Here is a 24,751-nt window from a genome sequence, read left to right as displayed (position 1 = left end):
CTTACAGCTTAGGGCTTACCGCTCTAAATGCTCTTTAACAATGTGAATCATGCTGACAAGTTCCTTTCTGAGAAGAAAGGACATGAGATACGTCTCAAGCGTATCCGGCAATTGTCGTACGTAATCGCCGACCAGACCCTTTCGGGTTATATGGTCAAGCGATTAAGCGCATACGGTGGATGCCTAGGCAGCCAGAGGCGATGAAAGACGTGGAAGCCTGCGATAAGGCTCGGCGAGGTGGCAAACAACCTGTGACCCGGGCATCTCTGAATGGGGAAACCCACCCTGCATCAGCAGGGTATCCCACACTGAATCCATAGGTGTTGGGAGGCGAACCGGGGGAACTGAAACATCTAAGTACCCCGAGGAAAAGAAATCAACCGAGATTCCCCAGTAGCGGCGAGCGAACGGGGACCAGCCCTTAAGCTGGTGAATGGTTAGGCGAACGCGCTGGGAAGCGCGACCATAGCGGGTGATAGTCCCGTAGCCGAAAGCCTGATCCAGTGAAATCGAGTAGGTCGGGGCACGTGAAACCTTGACTGAAGACGGGGGGACCATCCTCCAAGGCTAAATACTCCTGGCTGACCGATAGTGAACCAGTACCGTGAGGGAAAGGCGAAAAGAACCCCGGCGAGGGGAGTGAAATAGATCCTGAAACCGTATGCGTACAAGCAGTGGGAGCACGCTCGTCGTGTGACCGCGTACCTTTTGTATAATGGGTCAGCGACTTATATTCAGTGGCGAGCTTAACCGATTAGGGGAGGCGTAGGGAAACCGAGTCTTAACTGGGCGACCAGTCGCTGGATATAGACCCGAAACCGGGCGATCTATCCATGAGCAGGTTGAAGGTTGAGTAACATCAACTGGAGGACCGAACCAGGATCTGTTGAAAAAGATTTGGATGACTTGTGGATCGGAGTGAAAGGCTAATCAAGCCCGGAGATAGCTGGTTCTCCTCGAAAGCTATTTAGGTAGCGCCTCACGTATCACCACCGGGGGTCAGAGCACTGTTTCGGCTAGGGGGTCATCCCGACTTACCAACCCGAGGCAAACTCCGAATACCGGTGAGTGCCAGCGTGGGAGACACACAGCGGGTGCTAACGTCCGTTGTGAAAAGGGAAACAACCCAGACCGTCAGCTAAGGTCCCCAAATCCTGGTTAAGTGGGAAACGATGTGGGAAGGCTCAGACAGCTAGGAGGTTGGCTTAGAAGCAGCCATCCTTTAAAGAAAGCGTAATAGCTCACTAGTCGAGTCGGCCTGCGCGGAAGATGTAACGGGGCTAAACCAGGTACCGAAGCTACGGGCTTGTGTGCATCACCCAAAGCTATTCGTTTACGCGAGCGAAGCGAGCGAAAGCGCCCAACGATAGTCGAGTTGGTCGCCAACGTAAGCCGAGCCAGCAGCGAGTGGTTTTCGGGATGCACACAAGCGGTAGAGGAGCGTCGTGTACGCCGACGAAGGTGAGTCGAGAGGCTTGCTGGAGGTATCACGAGTGCGAATGCTGACATGAGTAACGACAAGGGGAGTGAAAAACTCCCCCGCCGGAAGACCAAGGGTTTCTGTTCGACGCTAATCGGAGCAGAGTGAGTCGGCCCCTAAGGCGAGGCCGAAAGGCGTAGTCGATGGGAAACGGGTCAATATTCCCGTACCTCACTGTATTGCGATGGGGGACGAAGAAGGCTAGGTGAGCCAGGCGTTGGTTGTCCTGGTGAAAGCTTGTAGGCTGGGGGTTCAGGCAAATCCGGATCCCTAAGGCCGAGAAGCGAGACGAACACCCCACGGGGTGGAAGTCATCGATGCCACGCTTCCAGGAAAAGCCTCTAAGCTTCAGATACAGTGGGACCGTACCCCAAACCGACACAGGTGGTCAGGTAGAGAATACCCAGGCGCTTGAGAGAACTCGGGTGAAGGAACTAGGCAAAATGGTGCCGTAACTTCGGGAGAAGGCACGCCGCCACTACGTGAAGGCCCTCGCGGCCGGAGCGGAAGGCGGTCGAAGATACCAGGTGGCTGCAACTGTTTATTAAAAACACAGCACTCTGCAAACGCGTAAGCGGACGTATAGGGTGTGACGCCTGCCCGGTGCCGGAAGGTTAATTGATGGTGTTAGCCCTCGGGCGAAGCTCCTGATCGAAGCCCCGGTAAACGGCGGCCGTAACTATAACGGTCCTAAGGTAGCGAAATTCCTTGTCGGGTAAGTTCCGACCTGCACGAATGGCGTAATGATGGCCACGCTGTCTCCACCCGAGACTCAGTGAAATTGAAATCGCAGTGAAGATGCTGTGTACCCGCGGCTAGACGGAAAGACCCCGTGAACCTTTACTATAGCTTCACACTGGACGCTGATGTTGCCTGTGTAGGATAGCTGGGAGGCTTGGAAACCCGGACGCCAGTTCGGGTGGAGCCAACCTTGAAATACCAGCCTGGCATCATTGGCGTTCTAACTCAGGTCCGTGATCCGGATCGAGGACAGTGTGTGGTGGGTAGTTTGACTGGGCGGTCTCCTCCCAAAGCGTAACGGAGGAGCACGAAGGTACCCTCAGCACGGTCGGAAATCGTGCAATGAGTGCAAGAGCATAAGGGTGCTTAACTGCGAGACAGACACGTCGAGCAGGTACGAAAGTAGGTTCTAGTGATCCGGTGGTTCTGTATGGAAGGGCCATCGCTCAACGGATAAAAGGTACTCCGGGGATAACAGGCTGATACCGCCCAAGAGTTCACATCGACGGCGGTGTTTGGCACCTCGATGTCGGCTCATCACATCCTGGGGCTGAAGTCGGTCCCAAGGGTATGGCTGTTCGCCATTTAAAGTGGTACGCGAGCTGGGTTTAGAACGTCGTGAGACAGTTCGGTCCCTATCTGCCGTGGGCGTTGGATGTTTGAGAAGAGCTGCTCCTAGTACGAGAGGACCGGAGTGGACGCACCTCTGGTGTTCCGGTTGTCACGCCAGTGGCATTGCCGGGTAGCTATGTGCGGACGGGATAACCGCTGAAAGCATCTAAGCGGGAAGCCCCCTTCAAGATGAGACATCCCCGAGGCCTCGAGCCTCCTGAAGGGCCCAGCGAGACCAGCTGGTTGATAGGCCGGGTGTGGAAGCGCTGCAAGGCGTTGAGCTAACCGGTACTAATGGCCCGTGAGGCTTGACCATATAACCCCAAGGGGTCTGCGCATTGCGCGCGACATTGACGGATACGACGAGACGTAGCGTCGGCATGATTCCAACCGTTTTCGCCTGACGACCATAGCGAGTGGGAACCACCTGATCCCTTGCCGAACTCAGCAGTGAAACCGCTCAGCGCCGATGGTAGTGTGGGGCTTCCCCATGCGAGAGTAGGTCATCGTCAGGCATTTATTTAGAAAAGCCCCGCGTTCGAAAGAGCGCGGGGCTTTTCGCATTACAGCCTGGATTACGCCAGGGACTCCCCATGGAGAGTCGCGGAGCGCCGCCCGACGGAGGGCCGCCCCGGTCGTCAGGCACTTATTCAGAAACCCAGCTTCGAAAGAGGCTGGGTTTCGTCGTTAGTGAGCGGCTGCCTCGTGTATTAGCGGCAGAGCCCCTCGAGCACTTCGATCAGGCTGTCCATCTCGTCGTCGGTGCCGATGGAGATGCGCAGGAAGTCGCGCAGTGACTCGGTGTTGAAATGACGCACCAGGATGCCGCGTTCACGCAGGCCGACGAAGAGCTGGGCGGCGTCGTGTTCAGGGTGGCTGGTCAGCACGAAGTTGGCCTGCGACGGCAGCACCTGGAAGCCAAGATCGGCAAGGCGTCTGGCAGTGCGTTCGCGGGTGGTGATCACGCGCTCCCGGCAGGCGTCGAAGTGTTCCCGGTCCTCGAGCGAGGCGATGGCGACGGCACTTGCCAGGCTGTCGATGGGGTAGGAGTTGAAGGAGTCTTTGACCCGCTCGAGCCCCTCGATCAGCTCACGGGACCCGACGGCGTAGCCCAGCCGCAAACCGGCCAGGCTGCGAGACTTCGAAAAAGTGCCTGTCACCAGTAGGTTGGGATGGTCGGCTACCAGGGGTATGGCGCTTTTACCGCCGAAATCCACATAGGCCTCATCGATGAGCACGACGCGTTGGGTGACCCGCCCCAGCAAGCTGGTGATGTCGGCCCGGCCGTGGCCGTGGGCCGTGGGGGCGTTGGGGTTGGCAAAGATCACCCCGCTGCCGCTGTCATCGAAGGCGTTCAGGTCCACGCGCCACTGCTCATCCAGGGCAAGGCCTTGGCGCTCGATCCCGTACAGCCGGCAATAGACCGGGTAGAAGCTGTAGGTGATGGCCGGCATCTGCAGGGGTTGACCGTGGCAGAAGAACGCCTGGAAGGCGAGCGCCAGGACTTCATCGGAGCCGTTGCCGACGAACACCTGCCCGATGTCGACGCCAAATTCGTCGGCCAGCGCCTGGCGCAGAGCACGGGACTCGGGATCCGGGTATAGGCGCAGGTGGTCGGCGGGAAACTCCCGCAGCGCAGTTTCCACGCCGGGGGCCGGCGGGTAGGGGTTCTCGTTGGTGTTCAGCTTGATCAGGCGCTCGCGCGGCTGCTCCCCGGGCACATAGGGGGTCAGCTCGTGAACCGCCGGGCTCCAGAACTGGCTCATGGTGGCTCGCTGTTCGTCATGATGGACTTTAGCCCATGGTGACCGCTGCGGCCTGACCGCGCAAGCCGGCAGCATGCTAGCCTAGGCGCTTTCGTCTGGATCCTGGAACCCGTATATGACCGCCCAGATTTTCGCCACCCTGCTGCCGGTATTTTTGATTGCCGGCTGCGGCACGCTCTATGGTCGTTACCGTACGCCTGACATCCGCGGCCTGAACACCCTCAACATGGAGCTTTTCGTCCCCATGCTGGTGTTCGCTGTGCTGGCCGATGGCCGGGCGCCGCTGGAGGAGTATGCCGGCCTGGCGCTGGCGGCAGCCGTCGTGGTGCTGGGCTCCGGGCTGGTGCTATGGCCGCTGGCCAAGTGGCTGAAGCTGGAACCCAAGACCTTCCTGCCGCCGATGATGTTCAACAACGCCGGCAACATGGGGATTCCGCTACTGGTGTTGGCCTTCGGTGAAGCGGCGCTGCCGGCGGCCGTGGTGGTGTTCATCGTCGAGATGCTGCTGCATTTTTCGGTGGGGCTTTATATGCTGAGCCCCAGGACGCCGCTGTGGCGGTTGCTGCGCATGCCCATCGTGCTGGCCAGCATCGCGGGACTGGCGATCAACCTGGGAGGGGTGTCCCTGCCGAGCTGGCTGCTCGAGGCGCTGCATATGCTGGGCGGGGTGTGCATTCCGCTGATGCTGTTCGCCCTCGGTGTGAGAATGCTCGATATCGATTTCGGCGACTGGAAGACGGGGCTGTTGGGCGCCGTGCTCTGCCCGCTTTCCGGGCTTCTGCTGGCGGTCCCGATGGTCCTGTGGCTGGAGCTGACCGGCCTGCAGGCCGCTACCCTGTGGGTGTTTGCGGCCCTGCCGCCGGCAGTGCTCAACTATCTGGTGGCCGAGCAGTACCGCCAGGAGCCCCACAAGGTGGCCTCGCTGGTGCTGATCGGTAATCTGGGGAGCCTGGTGGTCATGCCCATCGTGCTGGCGCTGGTGTTTCAGCATGTCTACTCGGGCGCCCTGTGAGTCGGCCCGGAGGGAACCGCCGCGGATCGAAACTGTCCGCTGAGCCGCAGAGGCGTTATGCTGTGAAACAGGCTGCCGTAGATTACGGCGACAAGCCCATTGCTTAGGAGTGAACGAATGCAAATCAGGACCCTGCTGGCCAGCTCGGCAATGCTGGCCCTACTCGCGGGCTGTGCCGCCGCCCCGAGCGATGATCATGCGGCCGCCCCGCCATGGACGACGGCGAAGTGGCCTATCAGGGCACGCTGCCTTGCCGCAACTGTGGTCCCGGTGGGGGATCGACCTGGATGTGCGGCTGATGGGCGATGAACAGAGCAGTCTCGCGGAGCGCACCTTCACGCTGCGCGCCAGCTACCGGGAGCATCCGCAGGAGCCGGAGGACGAGAACTACGCCGGCAACTGGGAAGTGCTTAGCGGCACGGCCGTGGATCCGGATGCCACCGTTTATGAGCTGACGCCCGATGATGATGGCCAGGTCTATTATTTCCTGCGCCTCGATGAATCCACTCTCGAGCTGATCGACCCCCAGCGTCGCCGCTTCGAGAACAACGAGATGCTGCGCCTGCAGCGCCTCTGAGGGCGAGCGTGAGTTCGACGAAGGCGGCCTGAGGGCCGCCTTCGCGCGTTTGGGCGCCGCTGCCGGTGCTGCTGGTAGAATGGGGCCATTCATCGAGAGGGGCCCGCGCATGGCCAAAGCGAAGAGTGCCTTCGTCTGTACCGAGTGCGGTGCCGAGTACCGCAAGTGGCAGGGGCAGTGTGGCAGCTGCCAGGAGTGGAATACCCTGACCGAGGTGCGGCTAGCCGCGGCGCGACCCGGTGCAGGGACGGCGTCCGGAACCGGTCGCGGCGGCTATGCCGGCAGTTTGTCCCGTGAGGTAGTGGACCTGGCCAGTGTCGATCTCGCCGAAGTGCCGCGGCTGTCGTCCACCTTCGGCGAATTCGACCGGGTGCTGGGCGGCGGGCTAGTCCCCGGCTCCGCGGTGCTGCTGGGCGGCCACCCGGGCGCCGGCAAGTCGACCCTGCTGCTGCAGACCGCCTGCAAACTGGCACAGAGCCGGCGGGTGCTCTACGTCACCGGCGAGGAATCGCTCGCCCAGGTGGCGATGCGCGCCCACCGCCTGCAGCTGCCGGTGGCGGGGCTCAAGATGCTGGCCGAGACCAGCGTCGAGACGATCCTTGCCGTGGCCGAGCGGGAGCGTCCGGAGATACTGGTCATCGACTCCATCCAGACCATGCACCTGGAGGATATCGCCTCGGCGCCGGGGGGCGTGGCCCAGGTGCGTGAATCCGCCGCGGCCCTGACCCGTTTTGCCAAGCAGACGCATACCGTCCTGCTGCTGGTGGGACACGTCACCAAGGACGGCTCCCTGGCCGGCCCCGAGGTGCTGGAGCACATGATCGACGCTTCCCTGCTGCTCGAGGGCGGTGCCGATTCGCGCTTCCGGACCCTGCGTGGGCAGAAGAACCGCTTCGGCGCGGTCAACGAGCTGGGGGTCTTCGCCATGCTCGAGCACGGCCTGAAGGAGGTGAAGAATCCCAGCGCGATCTTCCTGTCGCGCAGCGAAGAGCAGGCCTCGGGCAGTCTGGTGATGGTGGTCTGGGAAGGGACCCGACCGCTGCTGGTGGAGGTTCAGGCGCTGCTCGACGAGTCGGCGCTGGGCAATCCGCGGCGCGTGGCGGTGGGGCTCGATCACAACCGCTTGGCGATGCTGCTGGCGGTGCTGCATCGTCACGGCGGGCTGTTCACCGGCGACCAGGACGTCTTCCTCAATGTGGTCGGCGGGGTTAAGGTGCTGGAGACCAGCGCCGACCTGGCGGTGCTGGTGGCGGTGGTCTCCAGCCTGCAGAATCGCCCCCTGCCCCGTGAGCTGGTGGTGTTTGGCGAGGTGGGGCTGTCTGGTGAGATTCGTCCGGTCCCTAGCGGCCAGGAGCGTATCGTCGAAGCCGCCAAGCACGGGTTCACCCGTGCCATCGTCCCCGCGCCAACGCGCCGAAACGCGCCCCCGAGGGCATGGAGGTGGTGGCCGTGGACAAGCTGGCCGATGCCCTGGAGGTGCTGTGATTCCGGTCATCTGCGCCCTTTGATTAGAATGCCAACAGGAACTGCCAAGGAGAACGACATGAGCGCCATCCGCCTGACCCAGTACAGCCACGGGGCTGGCTGCGGCTGCAAGATTGCCCCCGATGTCCTGGACGGCATCCTGGCCAAGGCCGGCCCGGGGGCCGCCCATGCTCGACTCATCGTCGGCAATCAGGGCCGCGAGGATGCGGCGGTCTACGATCTGGGCGACGGTCGCGGCATGATCGCGACCACCGACTTTTTCATGCCCATCGTCGATGACCCCTTCGATTTCGGCCGCATTGCCGCCACCAACGCCATCAGCGACGTCTACGCCATGGGGGGCACCCCGGTGATGGCGCTGGGCATTCTTGGCTGGCCGCTGGACAAGCTGGGGGCCGAGATCGCCGGCGACGTGGTGGCCGGCGCCCAGGCGGTATGCCGCGAGCTGGGGCTGGCGCTGGCCGGCGGCCACTCCATCGATGCGCCGGAGCCGATCTTCGGCCTGGCGGTCAACGGCCTGGTGGATCTGGAGCATCTCAAGCTCAACAACGGGGCCCAGCCCGGCGATCTGCTGTTTTTGACCAAGCCCCTGGGGGTGGGGATCCTCACCACCGCCGAGAAGCAGGGACTGCTGGAGGCAGGCCACCAGGGCCTGGCGCGGGAAACCATGCTGAAATCGAACCGGATCGGCGTCGAACTGGCGAAGGTCAAGGGCGTACACGCCATGACCGATGTGACCGGCTTCGGTCTGGCCGGTCACCTGGCCGAGGTGTGTGCGGCCAGCGGCGTTGCCGCGCGCATCGACTTCCGGCGCCTGCCGCGGTTGGCCGAGGCGGAGGGCTATCGCCGCCGCGGCGCGGTCCCGGGCGGCACCCGGCGCAACCGCGAGGCCCTGGGCGAGAGCCTGCCGGCCATGGATGACCCTCACTGGCAGTGGCTGTGCGATCCGCAGACCTCCGGAGGCCTGCTGCTCTCGGTACACCCCTCCTGGGAGGATGACGTGGAGCGCATCGGTCGCGCCCATGGCATCGAGCTCCAGCCCTTCGGCGAAGTGGTCAAGGCCAGGGGGCCGGCGCTGATCGAGGTGCGCGGATGAGCCTGCCGCAGGTCGACCCCGACCTCTCGCTGCTGCGCGCGGGGCGGGTCTTGATCGACGTGCGTGCCCCGGTAGAGTTCGCCCAGGGCGCGCTGCCCGGCGCGGTCAATCTGCCGCTGATGGATGACGAGGAGCGCCGCCGGGTCGGCATCGAATACAAGCAGCGCGGGCAGCAGGCGGCCATCGCGCTCGGCCAGCGGCTGGTCAGCGGTGCCATCAAGACGGGCCGCGTCCGCGCCTGGCTGGCGGCGCTGGAGCGTCATCCCGACGCCATCGTCTACTGTTTCCGGGGCGGGCTGCGCTCGCAGATCGCCCAGCAGTGGATCGCCGAGGCGGGTATTGAGCGACCGCGCATTCGCGGCGGCTGGAAGGCGATGCGCCAGGGGCTCTGCGCACGCATCGATGCCGCCGCTGACCACCCCTTGCTGGTGGTGGGCGGCCTGACTGGCTGTGCCAAGACGGCGCTTATCCAGTCCCTGGACAACGGCCTCGACCTGGAGGGGTGTGCGCGCCACAAGGGCTCCGCCTTCGGTCGTCATCCGCTGCCGGCGCCTTCGCAGATCGACTTCGAACACGCCATGGGACTGCGCCTGCTGGCGCTGCCGGGCCCGGTGGTGGTGGAGGACGAGTCGCGTCATATCGGCTCGGCCAATGTGCCGCTGTCCTTCTGGCGAGCCATGGAGCAGGCGCCCAGGCTGCGCGTGGAGATGCCGCTGGACTGGCGGCTGGCGCAAATCCAGAAGGATTATATCGACGACCTCTGGGCGGTCTATCGTCGCCAGTGCGGGGAGTGGCTGGGCTGGGCGCTGATGCGCAAGCAGCTTGCCTCGGCGCTGGCGCGGCTTCGCAAGCGGTTGGGCAGCGCCCGGCTGGCGCGGATCGCTCGGCTCCAGGCGCTGGCGTTTCGCGAGCATGAGCGCGGCAATGCCCAGGCCCACGAGGCGTGGTTGGCCCCGCTGCTCACCGAGTACTACGACCCCATGTACCGTTACCAGCTGGAGAAGCAAGACCCCCGCCGCTTCCTGCACGTGGGGGACTGGGAGAGCTGCCTGGCAGCCGCGAGGGCCTGGTCGGAGACCGCCGAGCAGGCCTGCGCCGGCTCGAACCGCGCCGCGCTGGCCTGAGGTTCGGGGCTCAGGCGCGGCCTGTGCTTAGCCACTGGCTCAGCAGGCGGTCGAGCAGCGGGGCCAGGCGGTCGAAGCGCGCGCTCTCCGCGAGCATCGTCTCGCGGGACTGGACGTGAGGCCCGTCGGCGCCACCTTGCGGCGGCGCTGCGCCGTCGAGCAGCTCGATCACGCCGGCCCGGGTCAGCTCCAGGTGACACAGCAGGCCCAGCGCGCGACCGCCGTCCCAGGCGAATCCCTGCACCGGGCTGGCCTGGCTGCTGCCCAGCGGCAGGGCGTCGTCGGGCAGGGCAAAGACCCGCTCATGCCACATGAAGGCGGTGAAACGCTCGGGCAGGTCCAGGGGGCTTTGCGGCGAGAGCGTTACCTCGTGCCAGCCCACCTCGGCGAAGGTGCCGCGTCCCACGGTCGCCCCGAGCGCCTCGGCGATCAGCCGGGCGCCGAGGCCGATCCCCAGCAGCGGCTTGTTGCTATCCAGGGCCCGGTCGATCAGCTTGCGCTCGCGCTTGAGCCAGGGGTGGTCGGCCTCGTCTTCGCTGCCCCAGGGCCCGTCGAGCACGATCAGGGCATCGCAGTCGGCCAGGCTGGGCGGGGCTTCGCCAGCGTAGAGGTGAAAGATCGTATGGCTGTGTCCCATGCTGCTCAGCCATTCGGCGATACGCGCCGGGCCCTGGAAAGCGCTGTGTTGAAGCAGGTGGACGTGCATGAAGGCCTCGCCGAGTAGAGAATGAATGGGCGGTGCCGGTGCGGCCCGCAGGGTCAGGGAGCGAAAGGGTACATGAAGGCGTCGCTGCGCGAACAGATATTGACCATCCTCGCCCAGGTGCCGCCGGGGCGAGTGACCACCTACGGGCGCATCGCGTCGATGACCGAGGGTGGCGCGCCGCGGCTGGTGGCGCGCGCCCTGCGCGAACTGCCCGCCGGACATTCGCTGCCCTGGTTTCGGGTGATCACCGCCTCGCGGCGGCTGGCCGACCACCCCGGGGCACACGAACAGCGCCAGCGGCTGATGGCCGAAGGGGTGGTCTTCGACGACCGCAATCGCGTTCCGCCACGCTACCTCTGGCCGTGACGAGACCCGTGCCCATGAGACAGACCAACTGCCAGGAGACTCCATGAGCGGCTTTCATCAGCGCCTTCTCACCCTCGAGCCGCGACGTCAGCAGGCCTTCATGGCCGCACTGTGCGAACGACTGCTGCCCAACTTTGTCTTTTACCACCAGGCCCGCCGTGCTCAGGTCGGTGATGCGGGCAACCCGGCGGCGGGCCTGCGCGCGATTCTCGACCTGGTCTGGGAGCGGCTGTCGGTCAAGGAGGCCAGCATCGATTTCGACCGCCAGGCGGAGAAACTCGCCGAGCTGGAGCCGCCGACAGACGATGACAGCTTTGGCGCCCGGCGCGCCCTGGAGGCGGTGGTGGCGCTCTCGGCGCTGCTCGATACCCTGCGCGGCGAGGCTCCCGACGCGATCCTGGAGGTGAGCCGTGCCTCCAAGGGCGGGGTGCGCGCCTTTATCGAGCTGACCGAAGGCGAAGAGGATCCCCGGCGCCTCTCGGCGCTGCTCAAGCAGCACCCGCTGATGGCCGAGGAGAATGACTTCCAGGACGCCGTGCTGGAGGCGGTGGAGGGCCCGCTCGATCGCGACTCCCTCAAGGCGCTGCGCCGGCTCGGGCGCAACGAGGGGGTCAGCAACCTGGGGCTGTCGTTGGACTAGAAGCGGATGCCGCCGGTGACCATGGCCCCCGCCACCCCGAACACGATCAGGTCGGCCTCGAAGCGCTCCCAGCGCAGCCCCAGGCTGGGCAACACGGCCGGGGCGGTGCCGTAGCGGTTGAAGGGGATGTTGTCCCGGTACTCGCCCCGGTAGCCGTGCAGGGCGCCGGCAGTCAGCTTGGCGCGAAAGCTCAGGTTCTCGGCCGGCTCCCAGAAGGGGAACTTGCGCCCGACGTACCCGTACCAGGTGGGCTGGTCGTAGGAGTTCTGAACCAGGCAAGGCCCGCCAGCCAGCGGTCGGGGTTGTGGAGCTCGATGCTGATCAGGTCCTGCTGGTTGTTATGCTCGTCCCGCGGGCTGAAGTGGGTGGTGTAGAGGCTGGTTTGCACCAGCACATGACTGAGCTCCGGCTTGGGCGGCCAGGAAGGATAGAAGCTGTCGGCCACCGCGGTGGCCGACAGCAGTAGGCAAAGTAGCGCTCCGACCAGGCCGAGACGGGCCGTCTTCCCTGAAGGTGTCACGATGACGCTCCTGAGAGAGATATGTTCTCCTAGAGTCGCATTTCGATGCCCCGCTCGGCCATATAGCGCTTGGCCTCGGGAATGGTGTATTCGCCGAAGTGGAAGATGCTGGCGGCCAGCACCGCGTCGGCACCGCCCTCACGCACCCCTTCCACCAGGTGGTCGAGGTTGCCGACGCCGCCGGAGGCGATCACCGGTACGCTGACTGCTTCGCTGATGGCGCGGGTCACGCCCAGGTCGAAGCCTGCCTTGGTGCCATCGCGGTCCATGCTGGTGAGCAGCAGTTCGCCGGCGCCGTACTCGACCATCTTCTTGGCCCACTCGACGGCATCCAGTCCGGTAGGGCGGCGGCCGCCGTGGGTGAAGATCTCCCAGCGCGGCGGTTCGCCCTCCTTGGATACCTGCTTGGCATCGATGGCCACCACGATGCACTGGCTGCCGAAGCGCTCGGCGGCCTCGCGGACGAACTCGGGATTGTTCACCGCGGCGGTGTTGATCGACACTTTGTCGGCGCCGGCGTTGAGCATGGTGCGAATGTCGTCGCAGGAGCGGATGCCGCCCCCCACGGTCAGCGGAATGAACACCTCGCCGGCGATTCGCTCGACCATCTCCACCGTGGTGTCGCGATCCTCGTGACTGGCGGTGATGTCCAGGAAGGTGATCTCGTCGGCGCCCTGCTGGTTGTAGCGCTGGGCGATCTCCACCGGGTCGCCGGCGTCGCGAATGCCGATGAAGTTGACGCCCTTGACCACGCGGCCGGCGTCGACGTCGAGGCAGGGGATGATGCGTTTGGCCAGTGGCATGGTCAGTTCCCCGCTTGGCTGGTGAGTTGGTCGCAGAGACGCTGGCCTTCGGCCACGTCCAGGCTGCCCTCGTAGATGGCACGCCCGGTGATGGCGCCGAGGATCCCCGGCTCACCGGCTTCCACCAGGGCACGCAGGTCGTCTAGGTTGGTCACTCCGCCCGAGGCGATCACCGGCAGGCCGCCGTCGCGGGCAAGCGCCGCGGTGGCCTCGACGTTGACGCCGTTCAGCATGCCGTCCCGGGCGATATCGGTGTAGACAATGCTCGAGACCCCATCGTCGGCGAAGCGCCTGGCGAGATCTACCGCCTTCACCTGGGAGACTTCGGCCCAGCCGTCGGTGGCGACGAAACCGTCACGGGCATCGAGCCCGACGATCACATGTCCCGGAAAGGCGCGGCACATCTCGCCGACGAAGTCGGGCTCCTTGACCGCCTTGGTGCCGATGATCACGTAGCTGACCCCGGCGGCGAGGTAGTGCTCGATGGTCTCGGCGGAGCGGATGCCGCCGCCGATCTGGATCGGCAGCTCGGGGAAGCGCTTGGCGATGGCGGTCACCGCCTCGCCATTGACCGGCTCGCCGGCGAAGGCGCCGTTGAGGTCGACCAGGTGCAGGCGACGGGCGCCGGCCTCGACCCAGCGAGCGGCCATGGCCACGGGGTCGTCGCCATAGGTGGTGGCGTCTTCCATGCGGCCCTGCTTCAGGCGCACGCACTGGCCGTCCTTGAGATCGATGGCGGGAATTACCAGCATGTCCAGCTCCTTTCGGCGCGTCGTCGGGCGCCTGATTAGCGGCGCGTCTGCGGGCGCCTGAAATTAGTGGCGCGTCGTCGGGCGCCGGTGATTGGCGGCGCAGCAGCGGGGCGCCCGGTGGATGAGTCGTGTGCGGCGAGGTCGTCCTGGCGCGGTGTGGCCGCCGCTCAGGGAGTCCAGCGCACGAAGTTTTCCAGCAGGGTGAGGCCGGCCCGGGAGCTCTTCTCCGGGTGGAACTGCACGGCGAAGGTGGCATCGCGGCCCACCGCCACATGGGCGCTGATGCGGCCATAGTCGGTGGTGCCAAACACCGTGGCGTCGTCGCTGGCCTCGGCATGATAGCTGTGCACGAAATAGAAGTGCTCGTCCTGGTCGATGCCCTTCCACAGCGGATGCTCGCGATGCTGATGCACCAGGTTCCAGCCCATGTGCGGGACCTTCAGGCGCTGGTCGTGGTCGTCGCGCATGTCGGTGGGAAAGCGCCTCACCTCGCCGGGCAGAAAGCCCAGGCAGTGGATGCCGCCGTTCTCCTCGCTGTGCTCCAGCAGCATCTGCTGGCCCACGCAGATGCCCAGCAGCGGCTTGGCCTGACTGGCCAGCAGCTCCTCGACGAGGCCGCGCAGCTCGGTCTTCTCGAGTTCACCCATGCAGTCGCGGATCGCCCCCTGGCCGGGCAGCACCAGGCGGGTGGCGCCGCGGATACGGCGCGGGTCGCGGGTGATGGTCACATGCTCGTGGGTGACGTGCTCCAGGGCTTTGGCAACCGAATGCAGATTGCCCATTCCGTAGTCGATGACGGCAATGGTCATGAGTGCTCCTCTGGTGTCGGTCGCGGTCCTACAGGCAGCCCTTGGTGGACGGCATCTGGCCGGCCATGCCCGGGTCGGGCTCCACGGCCATGCGCAGCGCGCGACCAAAGGCCTTGAAGATGGTTTCCGCCTGGTGGTGGGCGTTGAACCCCTTCAGGTTGTCGATATGCAAGGTGACGCCGGCATGATTGACGAAACCCTGGAAGAATTCCCAGAACAGCTGGGTGTCTAGGCGGCCGATGCTGGCGCGGGTGAAGTCGACCTCCATGAACAGGCCCGGCCGGCCGGAGAAATCGATCACCACCCTCGAGAGCGCCTCGTCCAGCGGCACATAGGCATGGCCGTAGCGGCGGATGCCGCGCTTGTCGCCGATGGCGCGGGCGAAGGCCTGGCCCAGGGTAATGCCCAGGTCCTCGACGGTGTGGTGGTCGTCGATGTGCAGGTCGCCCACCGCCTTGATATCGAGATCGACCAGGCCGTGGCGGGCCACCTGGTCGAGCATATGGTCGAGAAAAGGAACGCCGGTCTCGCAGGTCAGTCGACCTTCGCCATCCAGGTTCACGGACACCGTGATCTGGGTTTCCTGGGTGTCACGGCTGACCGTGGCGATACGCTCGGACATGGGGACTCTCTCCAGCGCTGGCCTGTCTCTGCGGTGCCGGCGCGAATTCAGGGGTTGGCCCGGAAGCACGGCGCGGCCGCTGCCGGGCGGGCAAGCCGCAGCGCTTGCCGCCGTAGAGCGGCCATTATAGTGAATCGACGCCCCCATCCGCTACAATGCGCCCATCACAGCGGCGGCGCATTGCCGCCTGGCCCCGGAGAGCTCCTATGCCGGTAACGCTACATCTCGTCGATCACACCGCCTGGGGCGAGGATGCCCAGGTACGGCTCGATCTGCAGCGCATCTATCAGGATGCCCCGGCCGATCGCCTGCCTGCCGCGGTGGACGACTTCATTTCCGACCACCTCAGTGCTGGCCACTTCTTTGGCTGCGCGCGATTCAATGATCGGCTGCTCGGCGCCGTGGCGGTGCGCTCCGACCCCGACGCCTGGTGGCTGTCACAGATGTGCGTACGCAAGACCACCCGCCGGCGAGGCGTCGGCTCGCGTCTGCTGGCGCTGATCAGCCGTTCGGCCCATGACCGGGGATGCCAGCTGCGGGTGCCGGCCTCCCAGCTGCCGATGCCCGATCAGATGCTGCTCAGCCGTCTGGGTTACCGGCTGCATGCCACCGGTGACTATTTCGAACTCGACCCACCGCTACAGGGACAGGGAGAAGAGACGCCATGAAGCGACTCTTTCAAACGCTGCTGGCGGCCATCGGCGTGCTCGGCGTCGTGGTGGTGGCCGCAGTGGTATATGTCACGACCTTTCTCGATCCCGAAGACTTCAAGCCGCGCCTCATCGAGGTGGTGGAAGAGCATAGCGGGCTCGAGCTGACCATGGAGGGGCCGCTGGCCTGGTCGTTCTACCCGCGGCTGGGGGTCAGCGTGGAGAGCGTCGAGAGCCGCCTGCCGGAACAGGAGGATGAGGCCCCCTTCCTGGCCTTCGAGCGGGCCGAGGTTAGCCTCGCCTTCGCGCCTCTGCTGCGCCGCGAGATCGCCATCGAGGGCTTGACCCTGGATGGCATGCAGCTGCGCCTGGAGCGCGATGCCGAGGGGCGCGGCAACTGGGAGTCGCTGCTGCAGCGGCTGGACGAGCGTCGCGAGGGCGCCGAGACGGTGCTGGCCCCGGCCAGCGCCGGCCCCAGCCCCAGCTTCGCGGGGGCGGCAATCTGGCGGTGGCACTGAACATCGCCAGCGTTCAGGTGCGCAACGGCGAGGTGCTGTACCGCGACCTTGGCGAGGAGCGGGAGTGGCTGCTGGAAGGGCTCAGCCTGACCGGCACCAACGTCAATCCCGCCCGCGCCTTTCCGCTCCGGACCTCCTTTCGCATAGCCTCCTATGGCGCCCTGGACTGGCGGGAGCTGGAGCGCACGCCGGGGCTCTCTAGCGAGGTCTCGCTGGAAAGCCGGGTTCATCTCGACCTGGCCGAGCGGCGCTACCGGCTCGAGGAGCCCCAGCTGAATACGACCACCCGGCTCGCCGAGGTGGAGGGGCGCCAGGCATTGAATGTCAGCGGCCGGGAGCTGTTGCTGGAGCTCTCCCAGCGACGCATGCGGCTCGAGGAGGGCCAGCTGGATGCCAGCCTCCAGCACTCGGCGCTGGGCGAGCAGCCGGTAGCGCTCTCGCTTGGTTTCGTGCTCGATGCCGATCTAGCCGAGCACACCGCCCAGCTGCGCAAGCTGCAGCTCAGCGGCCCGGACGGCCTGCGCCTGAGCGGCAATCTCAATCTGGCCGGGCTGGACACGGCGCCCACCTACAGCGGCCAGCTCAGCCTGGCGCCGCTGTCGCTTAGGCCCTGGCTCACGCGCATGGAGCGACTGCCGGTCATGGCCGGGTCGGACGCGCTCTCCGACGTCGCCATGACCAGTCCGGTGCGCGGCGACCTGAACCGGCTCGAGCTTTCCAGCCTGACCCTGGTGCTGGATGACAGCACCTTCACCGGCCGCCTGGCCATGGGGTTCGCGGGCAACGACCTGAACGTGGATCTGCGGGGCGACCGCCTGGACCTGGATGCCTACCTGCCGCCGCCCGAAGGGGCCGCCGATACCGCCTCGCGGAGCGGTTTCTTCGCCATCGGCCGCGCCCATGCCGATGAGGAGGCGCCGCTGGTGCCCGCCGAATGGCTCTCGGCACTGAGCCTGGACGCCAGCCTGACGCTGGGGCAGCTACGGCTGATGGGCCTTGACTTTGCCGAGGTCGAGCTGGAGCTGGCCGGAAGCGAGGGGCGACAGCGCCTGGAGCGTTTCACCTCAGGGTTCTACGACGGTGAGCTCCATGCCGGCGGGGAGCTCGACCTGACCCGCGACCCGGTTCGCTGGCAGCTGTCGCCGACGCTCTCGCGGGTGCGCCTGGAGCCGCTGATTCAGGCGCTGGGCCGCAGCGAGGAGCCGTCGCCGCTGCGCGGCCGACTCACGGTCGACGGTCAGCTGGAGTCGCGGGGCAACAGCTGGCTGCAGCTGCGGCGCAACCTGGATGGTCGATTGGCCGCGCATATCGACGAAGGGGCAGTGCTCGACGTCAATGTCTCCCGGGAGCTGTGCACCACCGTCGCCGCCCTCGAGGGACGCGAGACCACCCGCGACTGGAGTGCCGACACCCGCTTCGACCGGGCCGAGGCCAGTATCCGGATCAACGACGGTGTGGCCCGCAGCGACGACATCCTGCTCACCCTGCCCGGCATTGAACTGGGCGGCGAGGGGGAGCTGGACCTGGTCACCGAGCGCTTCGACCTGCGCGCCGCGGCCCGCTTCGTCGATAGCGCCGATGCGGCCTGTCGCGTCAACCCGCGCCTGGAGCGGGTACCGCTGCCGGTGCGCTGCTCCGGCAGCTACCTGGGCGATAGCCGCGAGTGGTGCCGCTTCGACCGCGAAGCCTTCCAGGCCAGCCTGGTCGAGCTGCTACGCGACGAGGCCGCGCGCCGGGGCAGGATGAAATCGAGCGGCGCCTGGAGCGCCCCCTGGAACAGCTCGAGGAGCGGCTCGGGGAGGGTGCCGGCCAGGAACTCCGTGACGCCCTGCGCGGTCTCTTCAACTGAGCATCAAGCAAGTCAGTCCCTGCGCCGGCCCCGTGTCGGCGCTTTTTTTGCCGCTGACCCTGAGCGCGCCCGACAAGGATCGATGATGACGGATTCTCCCGTGCCCGTACTGTCCGCCGAGGCCTTCCAGGGCCGGCTGCTGGCCTGGTACGACCGCTACGGCCGCCACGACCTGCCCTGGCAGCATGACCGCTCGCCCTACCGGGTCTGGGTATCTGAGATCATGCTGCAGCAGACCCAGGTCGCCACGGTGATCCCCTATTTCGAGCGTTTCATGGCGCGCTTTCCGAACGTCCAGGCCCTGGCTGACGCCGAACAGGATGAGGTCCTGCACCTGTGGACGGGGCTTGGCTATTACGCCCGTGGCCGCAACCTGCACCGGGCGGCCAGGGAGATCGTCGACCACCATGCCGGCGAGCTGCCCCTCGAGGTGGAGGCGCTGGCCGAGCTGCCGGGCATCGGTCGCTCCACCGCGGGGGCCATCGTGGCCCAGAGCAGCGGCCGGCGGGCGGTGATTCTCGACGGTAACGTGAAGCGCAGCCTCGCTCGCCTGCATGCCATACCGGGTTGGCCGGGGCGGCCGGCCGTGGAGCGCCGCCTGTGGGCCCTGGCCGAGCACTACACGCCCCATCATCGCCTGGCCGACTACACCCAGGCGATGATGGACTTCGGGGCCACCCTGTGCCGTCGCGGCATGCCCGAATGCGTGAGCTGTCCCTTTGCGGACGTCTGCGTGGCCCATGCGCGGGGGAGCAGCGCCGCTTCCCCGAGTCCAAGCCGAAGAAGGCCCTGCCCACCCGTACCACCCTGATGCTGGTGCTGCAGGATGCCCAGGGGCGTGTACTGCTGGAGCGACGGCCTGCCAGCGGCCTGTGGGGCGGACTCTGGAGCCTGCCGCAGTTCGACGATCAGCCCGCCCTCGTGGCCTGGCTGGATCAGCACGCCCCGGGCAGCAGGCTGGCCCCCAGCGGGTCCACCTTTACCCATGTATTCAGCCACTTTCGGCTCGAGATCACCCCGCAGCCGGCCAGAGTCAGTCGACTCGACTCGGTGGGCGAGGGCCGGCGCTGGTACGATCCCGATAACCCCGACAGCCTGGGCCTGGCGGCACCGGTGAAGTCGCTGCTCACCTCGCTTGCGACCTTCACCCTTACCGCGCCAGGCCCTTGATCCCCCCACACCTGACCAGGAGAACCCCATGAGCCAGACTGTCTACTGCCGCAAGTACCAGCAGGAACTCGAGGCCCTGCCGTTTCCGCCCCTGCCGGGCAAGAAGGGCAGAGATATCCAGGCCAGTGTGTCGAAGCGGGCCTGGGAGGAGTGGCAGGCGCTGCAGACGCGACTCATCAACGAGAAGCACCTGAACATGCTCGACCCCGCCGCACGGGAGTATCTCACCGACCAGATGGAGCGCTTCCTGGACAACCGCGAGACCGACCAGGCTGAAGGCTATGTGCCGCCCGAGCGCTAAGCGGCTGGGCCTTGGTCACGCCTCCTCATCTGCATGATAAGAAAGGGGTTGACGGCGACGGCGGTATCTTGTTTAATACGCACCGTTGGCAGCGGCCAGATAGCTCAGTTGGTAGAGCAGGGGATTGAAAATCCCCGTGTCGGCGGTTCGATTCCGTCTCTGGCCACCACACTGCTGGGGTATAGCCAAGTGGTAAGGCACCGGTTTTTGGTATCGGCATTCCCAGGTTCGAATCCTGGTACCCCAGCCACGCCAACCCTGTTTCCGATTCTGCATTTCGTCTGAGTCGGTCCCGAGCCGGCATAGCTCAGTTGGTAGAGCAACTGACTTGTAATCAGTAGGTCCCGGGTTCGACTCCTGGTGCCGGCACCATCTAAACGTCGGGATTATCAACGAATTGCAGCAGTTGAGAAGCCGCCCATTGAGGCGGTTTTTTCGTTACTGACCCACCCGTGACCGTCAACTGAGCCTCTTCTGCTTCAGTCGGTAGCTCTCGCCCCCGAGCAGCTAAAGGCGCAAGTGGTGGATGATCCGACGATGGGAACCGCCTCGCGCCAGAGTCCAAAGCGGGGGATCTGCCGGTTTCAGTGACCTTCGCCGCCGTGCTTGCGTTTGTCCCGGGGGCGTATCTTGTCGATCACGACCTCGGGGTGGTGGCGGCGGATCACACGCGTGACGTTCTCCTCTCGCTCGGCCGGAACGTCGACCATCAGCAGCAGCTGGCCTTGTTTTAACTGCTTGTCGAACTTGGCAACCTTGATGTCGCGCACCGATACGCCGACCATGGTGCTGGCCCAGATGCCGAACAGGGTGCCAAATACGCCTAGTCCTACCACCATCCAGACGATATGGGTGCCGGCCAGTATGAAGTGGATGGCCAGGCCCAGCGCCACGCCGACAGTACCCCCGGTGATGGCGCCTCTACGGAAGGCGTTGACCACGTCGGAGGTCTGGATCAGGGTTGCGTGGGGGACGCCCTCTTCCTCTTCGAGAGATCGCCAGTCCGTGCCCAGCACGTGCATGTCCTCCTTGGCCAGGCCCATCTCGCTGAGCTCATGGACGATGTCGGTGGCGGTGACCTTGTCGGGTATCAGAAAATATAAACGTAGCATGGCCAGGCTCCTCCCTCGTTCGTATGCAGTGGCGACCTGCGCCTGTTCGACTGCCTTGTCCCTCGGTTTAGCACTTGGGGTGGCCGGCTCGCCAACCGGGGCAGCCCTGCTGCCTAGTCGCGCTTGACTCCTTCGGGCCGAGCTGGCGCCGGGAGGGGTTGAAACGGCTGACGTCCGCCCTTAGATGATAGTAGCGGCTCCTTTCCTGGGGTCGCCCGCGGCTGTCTTGCCGTTGGTACGAGCCTAGCTGAAACTAATCACGGAAACACAGGAGGTGATTGGATGTCAGTGCAGACATCGTCCAACCCCAAGCTCAAGCAAGCCGATTTCGCTGCCACCGCCGGAACATCGGCGGCGCCTAGCCGAGTGAAGGGTGCGCCGCGAGCCGGCCAGGATCCCTACCCCACGCGTTTGAGTGAGCCGCTGGACATGCCGTGGCTGAGCCGGCGCGAGGGGGTGGTCAAGGGGCGCGCCATGCAGGGGCCGCTGAGCCAGGCCAGGCTCGATGAGTTCGAGCGCAAGGGCTTTCTGTTCGAGCCTGATTTCATCAGCGGCGAGGAGCTCGATGAGCTGCGCAGTGAGCTGCACGAGCTGCTGCAGTGCGAGGCGTTCCGCGGTCGCGACTTCAGCATCACCGAGCCGGAGAGTCGCGAGATTCGTTCGCTGTTCGCGGTACACTTTCTTTCCGAACGCTTCGCCGCCCTGGCGCGGGACGAGCGGCTGTTGGGGCGGGCGCGCCAGATCCTTGGCGGGGAGCCCTATGTGCATCAGTCGCGCATCAACTACAAGCCGGGCTTCGAGGGCAAAGGCTTCAATTGGCACTCCGACTTCGAGACCTGGCACGCCGAGGACGGCATGCCCGCCATGCATGCGGTCAGCGCCTCTATCGTGCTGACCGACAACCATCACTTCAACGGGCCGCTGATGCTGATTCCCGGCTCCCATCGAGTGTTCGTGCCCTGTCTTGGCGAGACCCCGGAAGACAATCATCGCCAGTCGCTCAAGAAGCAGGAGCTCGGCGTGCCGAGTCGCGAGGCATTGTCGCAGCTGGTCGAGCGCCACGGCATCGAGGCGCCGACCGGCGCCGCCGGGGGCCTGTTGCTGTTTGACTGCAACGTGCTGCATGGCTCCAACGCCAATATGTCGCCGGACCCGCGCAGCAACGTCTTCTTCGTCTACAATCGTCGGGACAACGGCTGTGTGGCGCCCTTCGCCGCGCCGCGCCCGCGCCCCAGCTTCCTGGCCCACGGTCCGGACGAGGTCTGGACCCCCTTGGGCTGAGCGAGCCTGGCCAGGCCGTCGGGGAGTGTGGCACGCAGCGCGGTGTGCGGTAGACTGTTACGCTTGTCGTTGAAGAGCGGCACGCTAACGAGAAGGAGAAGACCCGCCATGCGCTTTGTTCCACGTTTTACCGATGGCCAGGAATTTCCCCATGCGCTGGGTAAAATCGTCTGCATCGGCCGCAACTATGCCGACCATGCCAAGGAGCTGGACAACCCGGTGCCCAGCGAGCCGCTGCTGTTCATCAAGCCGTCCACCAGCGCGGTCTCGCTGGACGCCCCGCTCGATGCGCCTTTTTCCCAGGGCGAAGTGCACTACGAGATCGAGCTGGCGTTGCTGATTGGCGAAGAGCTGGCCCATGCCACCAGCGACGAGGCCGAGCGGGCCATCGTCGGCATCGGGCTGGGGCTGGATTTGACCCTGCGCGATGTCCAGACCCGTCTCAAGGAAAAAGGGCATCCCTGGGAGGTGGCTAAGGCCTTCGACGGTGCCTGCCCGCTGACCCCTTTCCTGCCGCTCAGCCGGGTGCCGAACTGGAACGCCCTGAGCTTCGAGCTGGAGATCAACGGCGAGCTTCGCCAGCACGGCGAGGGCTCGGACATGCTGTTTCCGGTACCGACCCTGGTGGCCGAGATGAGCCGTCATTTCACGCTGCAGCCCGGTGACGTGGTGCTGACCGGCACGCCGTCCGGCGTGGGCGAGCTGCCTCGCGGTGCCAGCCTGCGCATGACGCTTACCGGAGGCCTGGAGGTTTCCGCCAGCGTCATCGAGTGAGACGGCCCCACTCACGCAAACGCCCCGCCTAGGCGGGGCGTTTGCGTTTCTGGTGCGCCTTCCTCGACGGCTGTCTACTCCAGGTAGGTGTAGCCTTCCAGTCCCGCCGAGAGGTCATCGAGGAAGCGCTGCTGCTCGGCCTTGCTGAGGCCGCTGGCGGCGAGCTGGTCGGCCAGGTGGCGGCGCAGCACCTCGGCGTTGAAGTTGACGTAGCCGAGCACGTCCGACACTCGATCGCCCTGCTGGATCTGGCTGATCGTCCAGCTGCCGTTACCGTCCAGGGCGGCGTCCGCCGAGTCGGTGTCGCCAAACAGATTGTGCAGGTCGCCAAGGATCTCCTGGTAGGCGCCCACCAGGAAGAAGCCCAGCAGTTTCTCTTCGCCCTCCTGCCACTCCGGCAGCGGCAGGGTGGTCTCCACCCCCTGGCCGTCCACATAGCCATCGATGCGGCCGTCGCTGTCGCAGGTGATGTCCTGAATCACCCCGCGCCGCTCGGGCTCGCGGTTGAGCCCGGAGAGCGGCAGCACCGGGAAGATCTGCTGGATGCCCCAGACGTCGGGCACCGACTGGAACAGCGAGAAGTTGACGAACAGCTTATCGGCGAGTTTCTCGGCCAGCTCGTCGGCGATCTCGCGGTGAACGCGGTTGCGGGTGTCGAGCCGTTGGCGCAGTCGGGCGCAGGCGGCGAAGTAGACCCCTTCCCCCTCGGCCCGGGCGTTGATGTCGGCCATACCGATCACGAAGCGCTCGTGCAGCTCGCCCATGGCATGCACCAGGTCGTGCCAGGCTTCCACCAACCCGCGCGGCTCGTGCATCTCGTGGAGCAGGTCGTGCACCCGCCACAGCTCGTCGACCTGGGGGTCGTCCTCGACCCGCCGCTCCGGCGCCTGTTCGCTGACCCGCTCGTCACCGATCACGTTGCTGATCAGCACCGCATGGTGCGCGGTGAGGGCGCGGCCCGACTCGCTGATCAGATGCGGCTGCGGCAGCTCGAACTCCTGGCACGCCTGGCGAAAGGCGTAGACCACGTTGCGGGCGTACTCGAGCATGGAGTAGTTGGCCGAGCAGAAGCTGCGTGAACGGGTGCCCTCGTAGTCGATGCCCAGGCCGCCCCCCACGTCCACGGTATCGACGGGAGCGCCCAGCGAGATCAGGCTCTGGTAGAAGCGCGCGCACTCCCGCAGGCCGCGCTGGATGTCGCGGATATTGGCGATCTGCGAGCCCAGGTGGAAATGCACCAGCTGCAGGCTGGCCAGGGCGTTGGCCTCGCGCAGCTGCTGGACCACCAGCAGGATCTGGCTGGCGGTGAGGCCGAACTTGGACTTTTCGCCGCCGGTATTCTGCCAGCGCCCGCGACCCACCGAGGCGAGCCTGGCGCGCACGCCGATGCGCGGGGTGACGCCGAGTCGCTCGGCCTCTTCGAGAATCAGCGGCAGCTCCGAGAGCTTCTCCACCACCAGGTAGACCCGATGGCCGAGCTTCTCACCCATCAGTGCCAGGCGCACGTACTCTCGGTCCTTGTAGCCGTTGCAGACGATCAGCGAGGAGCCATCGCCGGAGAGCGCCAGCACGGCGAGCAGCTCCGGCTTGCTGCCGGCCTCGAGTCCCACTCGGCCGCGACCGCGCTCCTGGGTGCCGAGGATCTCCTCCACCACCCGGCGCTGCTGGTTGACCTTGATCGGGTAGACCGCAGTGTAGCCGCCCTCGAAGCTCTCTTCGGCCATGGCGGTGTCGAAGGCGATGCACAGCTGCTCGACCCGGTCATGCAGGATATCGGTGAATCGCACCAGCACCGGCAGGCGCAGCCCGGCCCGGCGCAGCTCGTCCACCAGCTCGTCCAGTGGCAGCGCGGGTCCGTCGCTCTCGCTGCCCAACGGGCGCACCAGGGCGTGGCCGGTGTCGTCCACGTCAAAGTAGCCGCTGCCCCACTGGTCGATGTTCCAGATGCGCCGGGCGCGCAGTGCCGGTCCGCCTCTGCTTGCCAT

The 24,751-nt window shown here is 65.6% G+C and carries 19 protein-coding genes, 3 tRNA genes, 2 rRNA genes and 4 pseudogenes; 19 read left to right on the top strand and 9 right to left on the bottom strand.

The features are described 5' to 3' along the window. The first annotated feature begins 152 nt into the window (after positions 1-152). Both ACSJDS_RS00530 and rrf read left to right on the top strand, forming a co-directional pair. Positions 153-3,149, top strand: a 23S ribosomal RNA gene (locus tag ACSJDS_RS00530). 83 nt (positions 3,150-3,232) lie between these two features. After that, positions 3,233-3,348, top strand: a 5S ribosomal RNA gene (gene rrf / locus ACSJDS_RS00525). A 195-nt stretch (positions 3,349-3,543) separates the two neighbouring features. On the opposite strand, the gene hisC is transcribed toward rrf, so the two are convergent. After that, positions 3,544-4,599 carry a histidinol-phosphate transaminase gene (hisC, locus tag ACSJDS_RS00520; protein ID WP_473031673.1) on the bottom strand — a complete coding sequence of 352 codons (1,056 nt, stop codon included), beginning with the start codon at positions 4,597-4,599 and terminating at the stop codon, positions 3,544-3,546. A 115-nt stretch (positions 4,600-4,714) separates the two neighbouring features. Here hisC and ACSJDS_RS00515 point away from each other — a divergent pair, with 115 nt between their 5' ends. The 5 genes and pseudogenes from ACSJDS_RS00515 (at position 4,715) to mnmH (ending at position 9,893) form a co-directional block, all read left to right on the top strand. After that, positions 4,715-5,611, top strand: a complete 897-nt coding sequence (locus ACSJDS_RS00515) for an AEC family transporter (RefSeq protein WP_473031672.1) — start codon at positions 4,715-4,717, stop codon at positions 5,609-5,611. Positions 5,612-5,728: 117 nt separating this feature from the next. Next, positions 5,729-6,188, top strand: a pseudogene (locus tag ACSJDS_RS00510) (copper resistance protein NlpE N-terminal domain-containing protein). Between the two features lie 109 nt (positions 6,189-6,297). Continuing rightward, positions 6,298-7,673: pseudogene (gene radA, locus ACSJDS_RS00505) on the top strand (DNA repair protein RadA). A 58-nt stretch (positions 7,674-7,731) separates the two neighbouring features. After that, positions 7,732-8,769 (top strand): selenide, water dikinase SelD, encoded by a 1,038-nt coding sequence (selD, locus tag ACSJDS_RS00500; protein ID WP_473031671.1) that lies wholly within the window; start codon positions 7,732-7,734, stop codon positions 8,767-8,769. Then, positions 8,766-9,893 carry a tRNA 2-selenouridine(34) synthase MnmH gene (gene mnmH / locus ACSJDS_RS00495; protein WP_473031670.1) on the top strand — a complete coding sequence of 376 codons (1,128 nt, stop codon included), beginning with the start codon at positions 8,766-8,768 and terminating at the stop codon, positions 9,891-9,893. Before selD ends, mnmH begins: the two co-directional genes overlap by 4 nt. Before the next feature lie 10 nt (positions 9,894-9,903). Here the strand turns inward: mnmH and ACSJDS_RS00490 are convergent, their stop codons facing one another. Next, positions 9,904-10,599, bottom strand: a complete 696-nt coding sequence (locus ACSJDS_RS00490) for a type 1 glutamine amidotransferase (RefSeq protein ID WP_473031669.1) — start codon at positions 10,597-10,599, stop codon at positions 9,904-9,906. Positions 10,600-10,671: 72 nt separating this feature from the next. Between ACSJDS_RS00490 and ACSJDS_RS00485 the strand changes: the two genes are divergently transcribed. Then, complete coding sequence (locus tag ACSJDS_RS00485) at positions 10,672-10,965, top strand: MGMT family protein (RefSeq protein ID WP_473031668.1); 294 nt, start codon at positions 10,672-10,674, stop codon at positions 10,963-10,965. 43 nt (positions 10,966-11,008) lie between these two features. Next, positions 11,009-11,605 carry a YjaG family protein gene (locus ACSJDS_RS00480; RefSeq protein WP_473031667.1) on the top strand — a complete coding sequence of 199 codons (597 nt, stop codon included), beginning with the start codon at positions 11,009-11,011 and terminating at the stop codon, positions 11,603-11,605. A gap of 190 nt (positions 11,606-11,795) precedes the next feature. On the opposite strand, the gene ACSJDS_RS00475 is transcribed toward ACSJDS_RS00480, so the two are convergent. The 5 genes from ACSJDS_RS00475 to hisB all read right to left on the bottom strand — a co-directional run bounded on the left by ACSJDS_RS00475 (position 11,796) and on the right by hisB (position 15,111). Next, a complete protein-coding gene (locus tag ACSJDS_RS00475; RefSeq protein ID WP_473031666.1) occupies positions 11,796-12,125 on the bottom strand; it encodes a hypothetical protein in 330 nt (109 codons plus the stop codon). Positions 12,126-12,154: 29 nt separating this feature from the next. After that, positions 12,155-12,928, bottom strand: a complete 774-nt coding sequence (gene hisF / locus ACSJDS_RS00470) for an imidazole glycerol phosphate synthase subunit HisF (RefSeq protein WP_473031665.1) — start codon at positions 12,926-12,928, stop codon at positions 12,155-12,157. 2 nt (positions 12,929-12,930) lie between these two features. Continuing rightward, on the bottom strand, positions 12,931-13,680 hold the full coding sequence (hisA, locus tag ACSJDS_RS00465; protein WP_473031664.1) for a 1-(5-phosphoribosyl)-5-[(5-phosphoribosylamino)methylideneamino]imidazole-4-carboxamide isomerase: 750 nt from the start codon (positions 13,678-13,680) through the stop codon (positions 12,931-12,933). 167 nt (positions 13,681-13,847) lie between these two features. After that, a complete protein-coding gene (gene hisH / locus ACSJDS_RS00460; RefSeq protein WP_473031663.1) occupies positions 13,848-14,489 on the bottom strand; it encodes an imidazole glycerol phosphate synthase subunit HisH in 642 nt (213 codons plus the stop codon). Between the two features lie 28 nt (positions 14,490-14,517). Continuing rightward, positions 14,518-15,111, bottom strand: coding sequence for an imidazoleglycerol-phosphate dehydratase HisB (hisB, locus tag ACSJDS_RS00455; protein ID WP_473031662.1), 594 nt, complete (start codon positions 15,109-15,111; stop codon positions 14,518-14,520). Positions 15,112-15,317: 206 nt separating this feature from the next. Here hisB and ACSJDS_RS00450 point away from each other — a divergent pair, with 206 nt between their 5' ends. The 8 genes and pseudogenes from ACSJDS_RS00450 to ACSJDS_RS00415 all read left to right on the top strand — a co-directional run bounded on the left by ACSJDS_RS00450 (position 15,318) and on the right by ACSJDS_RS00415 (position 19,971). Beyond that, positions 15,318-15,779, top strand: coding sequence for a GNAT family N-acetyltransferase (locus tag ACSJDS_RS00450; protein ID WP_473031661.1), 462 nt, complete (start codon positions 15,318-15,320; stop codon positions 15,777-15,779). Continuing rightward, the gene (locus ACSJDS_RS00445; RefSeq protein WP_473031660.1) at positions 15,776-16,279 is read left to right on the top strand and encodes an AsmA family protein; all 504 of its coding nucleotides are present in this window, start codon (positions 15,776-15,778) and stop codon (positions 16,277-16,279) included. The genes ACSJDS_RS00450 and ACSJDS_RS00445 overlap by 4 nt, the downstream gene beginning before the upstream one ends. Further along, positions 16,270-17,691: pseudogene (locus ACSJDS_RS00440) on the top strand (AsmA family protein); the annotation flags it as partial. The gene ACSJDS_RS00445 and the pseudogene ACSJDS_RS00440, both read left to right, overlap by 10 nt. A gap of 522 nt (positions 17,692-18,213) precedes the next feature. Then, positions 18,214-19,298: pseudogene (mutY, locus tag ACSJDS_RS00435) on the top strand (A/G-specific adenine glycosylase). Between the two features lie 28 nt (positions 19,299-19,326). Further along, entirely contained in the window at positions 19,327-19,599 is a 273-nt protein-coding gene (locus ACSJDS_RS00430; protein ID WP_473031659.1) for an oxidative damage protection protein, read from the top strand. A 93-nt stretch (positions 19,600-19,692) separates the two neighbouring features. Continuing rightward, positions 19,693-19,768, top strand: a tRNA-Phe gene (locus tag ACSJDS_RS00425). Between the two features lie 6 nt (positions 19,769-19,774). Further along, positions 19,775-19,849: transfer RNA gene (locus tag ACSJDS_RS00420), tRNA-Gln, on the top strand. A 46-nt stretch (positions 19,850-19,895) separates the two neighbouring features. After that, positions 19,896-19,971: transfer RNA gene (locus ACSJDS_RS00415), tRNA-Thr, on the top strand. 212 nt (positions 19,972-20,183) lie between these two features. Here the strand turns inward: ACSJDS_RS00415 and ACSJDS_RS00410 are convergent. Further along, positions 20,184-20,711 (bottom strand): DUF1269 domain-containing protein, encoded by a 528-nt coding sequence (locus ACSJDS_RS00410; protein ID WP_473031658.1) that lies wholly within the window; start codon positions 20,709-20,711, stop codon positions 20,184-20,186. A 282-nt stretch (positions 20,712-20,993) separates the two neighbouring features. Here ACSJDS_RS00410 and thpD point away from each other — a divergent pair, with 282 nt between their 5' ends. Continuing rightward, positions 20,994-21,992: an ectoine hydroxylase gene (gene thpD / locus ACSJDS_RS00405; RefSeq protein WP_473031657.1), complete on the top strand. Its 999-nt coding sequence runs from the start codon at positions 20,994-20,996 to the stop codon at positions 21,990-21,992. A gap of 108 nt (positions 21,993-22,100) precedes the next feature. Next, positions 22,101-22,766, top strand: coding sequence for a fumarylacetoacetate hydrolase family protein (locus tag ACSJDS_RS00400; RefSeq protein WP_473031656.1), 666 nt, complete (start codon positions 22,101-22,103; stop codon positions 22,764-22,766). Between the two features lie 74 nt (positions 22,767-22,840). Here the strand turns inward: ACSJDS_RS00400 and speA are convergent, their stop codons facing one another. After that, positions 22,841-24,751 (bottom strand): biosynthetic arginine decarboxylase, encoded by a 1,911-nt coding sequence (gene speA, locus ACSJDS_RS00395; RefSeq protein WP_473034941.1) that lies wholly within the window; start codon positions 24,749-24,751, stop codon positions 22,841-22,843.

Source organism: Halomonas sp. SL18_1, assembly GCF_055755715.1.
The sequence above is the reverse complement of the archived record's forward strand: the minus strand, read 5'-3'. Positions and strand labels throughout refer to the sequence as shown.

What these genes read in the sequence shown, in the direction of transcription:
- ACSJDS_RS00410 (WP_473031658.1), bottom strand. Translation starts at nt 20,711, where the DNA reads ATGCTACGTTTATATTTTCTGATACCCGACAAGGTCACCGCCACCGAC.
- ACSJDS_RS00490 (WP_473031669.1), bottom strand. Translation starts at nt 10,599, where the DNA reads ATGCACGTCCACCTGCTTCAACACAGCGCTTTCCAGGGCCCGGCGCGT.
- hisF (WP_473031665.1), bottom strand. Translation starts at nt 12,928, where the DNA reads ATGCCACTGGCCAAACGCATCATCCCCTGCCTCGACGTCGACGCCGGC.
- thpD (WP_473031657.1), top strand. Translation starts at nt 20,994, where the DNA reads ATGTCAGTGCAGACATCGTCCAACCCCAAGCTCAAGCAAGCCGATTTC.
- ACSJDS_RS00445 (WP_473031660.1), top strand. Translation starts at nt 15,776, where the DNA reads ATGAAGCGACTCTTTCAAACGCTGCTGGCGGCCATCGGCGTGCTCGGC.
- ACSJDS_RS00515 (WP_473031672.1), top strand. Translation starts at nt 4,715, where the DNA reads ATGACCGCCCAGATTTTCGCCACCCTGCTGCCGGTATTTTTGATTGCC.
- hisA (WP_473031664.1), bottom strand. Translation starts at nt 13,680, where the DNA reads ATGCTGGTAATTCCCGCCATCGATCTCAAGGACGGCCAGTGCGTGCGC.
- hisB (WP_473031662.1), bottom strand. Translation starts at nt 15,111, where the DNA reads ATGTCCGAGCGTATCGCCACGGTCAGCCGTGACACCCAGGAAACCCAG.
- ACSJDS_RS00430 (WP_473031659.1), top strand. Translation starts at nt 19,327, where the DNA reads ATGAGCCAGACTGTCTACTGCCGCAAGTACCAGCAGGAACTCGAGGCC.
- mnmH (WP_473031670.1), top strand. Translation starts at nt 8,766, where the DNA reads ATGAGCCTGCCGCAGGTCGACCCCGACCTCTCGCTGCTGCGCGCGGGG.
- ACSJDS_RS00450 (WP_473031661.1), top strand. Translation starts at nt 15,318, where the DNA reads ATGCCGGTAACGCTACATCTCGTCGATCACACCGCCTGGGGCGAGGAT.
- speA (WP_473034941.1), bottom strand. Translation starts at nt 24,751, where the DNA reads ATGGCAAGCAGAGGCGGACCGGCACTGCGCGCCCGGCGCATCTGGAAC.
- hisH (WP_473031663.1), bottom strand. Translation starts at nt 14,489, where the DNA reads ATGACCATTGCCGTCATCGACTACGGAATGGGCAATCTGCATTCGGTT.
- ACSJDS_RS00480 (WP_473031667.1), top strand. Translation starts at nt 11,009, where the DNA reads ATGAGCGGCTTTCATCAGCGCCTTCTCACCCTCGAGCCGCGACGTCAG.
- ACSJDS_RS00400 (WP_473031656.1), top strand. Translation starts at nt 22,101, where the DNA reads ATGCGCTTTGTTCCACGTTTTACCGATGGCCAGGAATTTCCCCATGCG.
- selD (WP_473031671.1), top strand. Translation starts at nt 7,732, where the DNA reads ATGAGCGCCATCCGCCTGACCCAGTACAGCCACGGGGCTGGCTGCGGC.
- ACSJDS_RS00485 (WP_473031668.1), top strand. Translation starts at nt 10,672, where the DNA reads ATGAAGGCGTCGCTGCGCGAACAGATATTGACCATCCTCGCCCAGGTG.
- hisC (WP_473031673.1), bottom strand. Translation starts at nt 4,599, where the DNA reads ATGAGCCAGTTCTGGAGCCCGGCGGTTCACGAGCTGACCCCCTATGTG.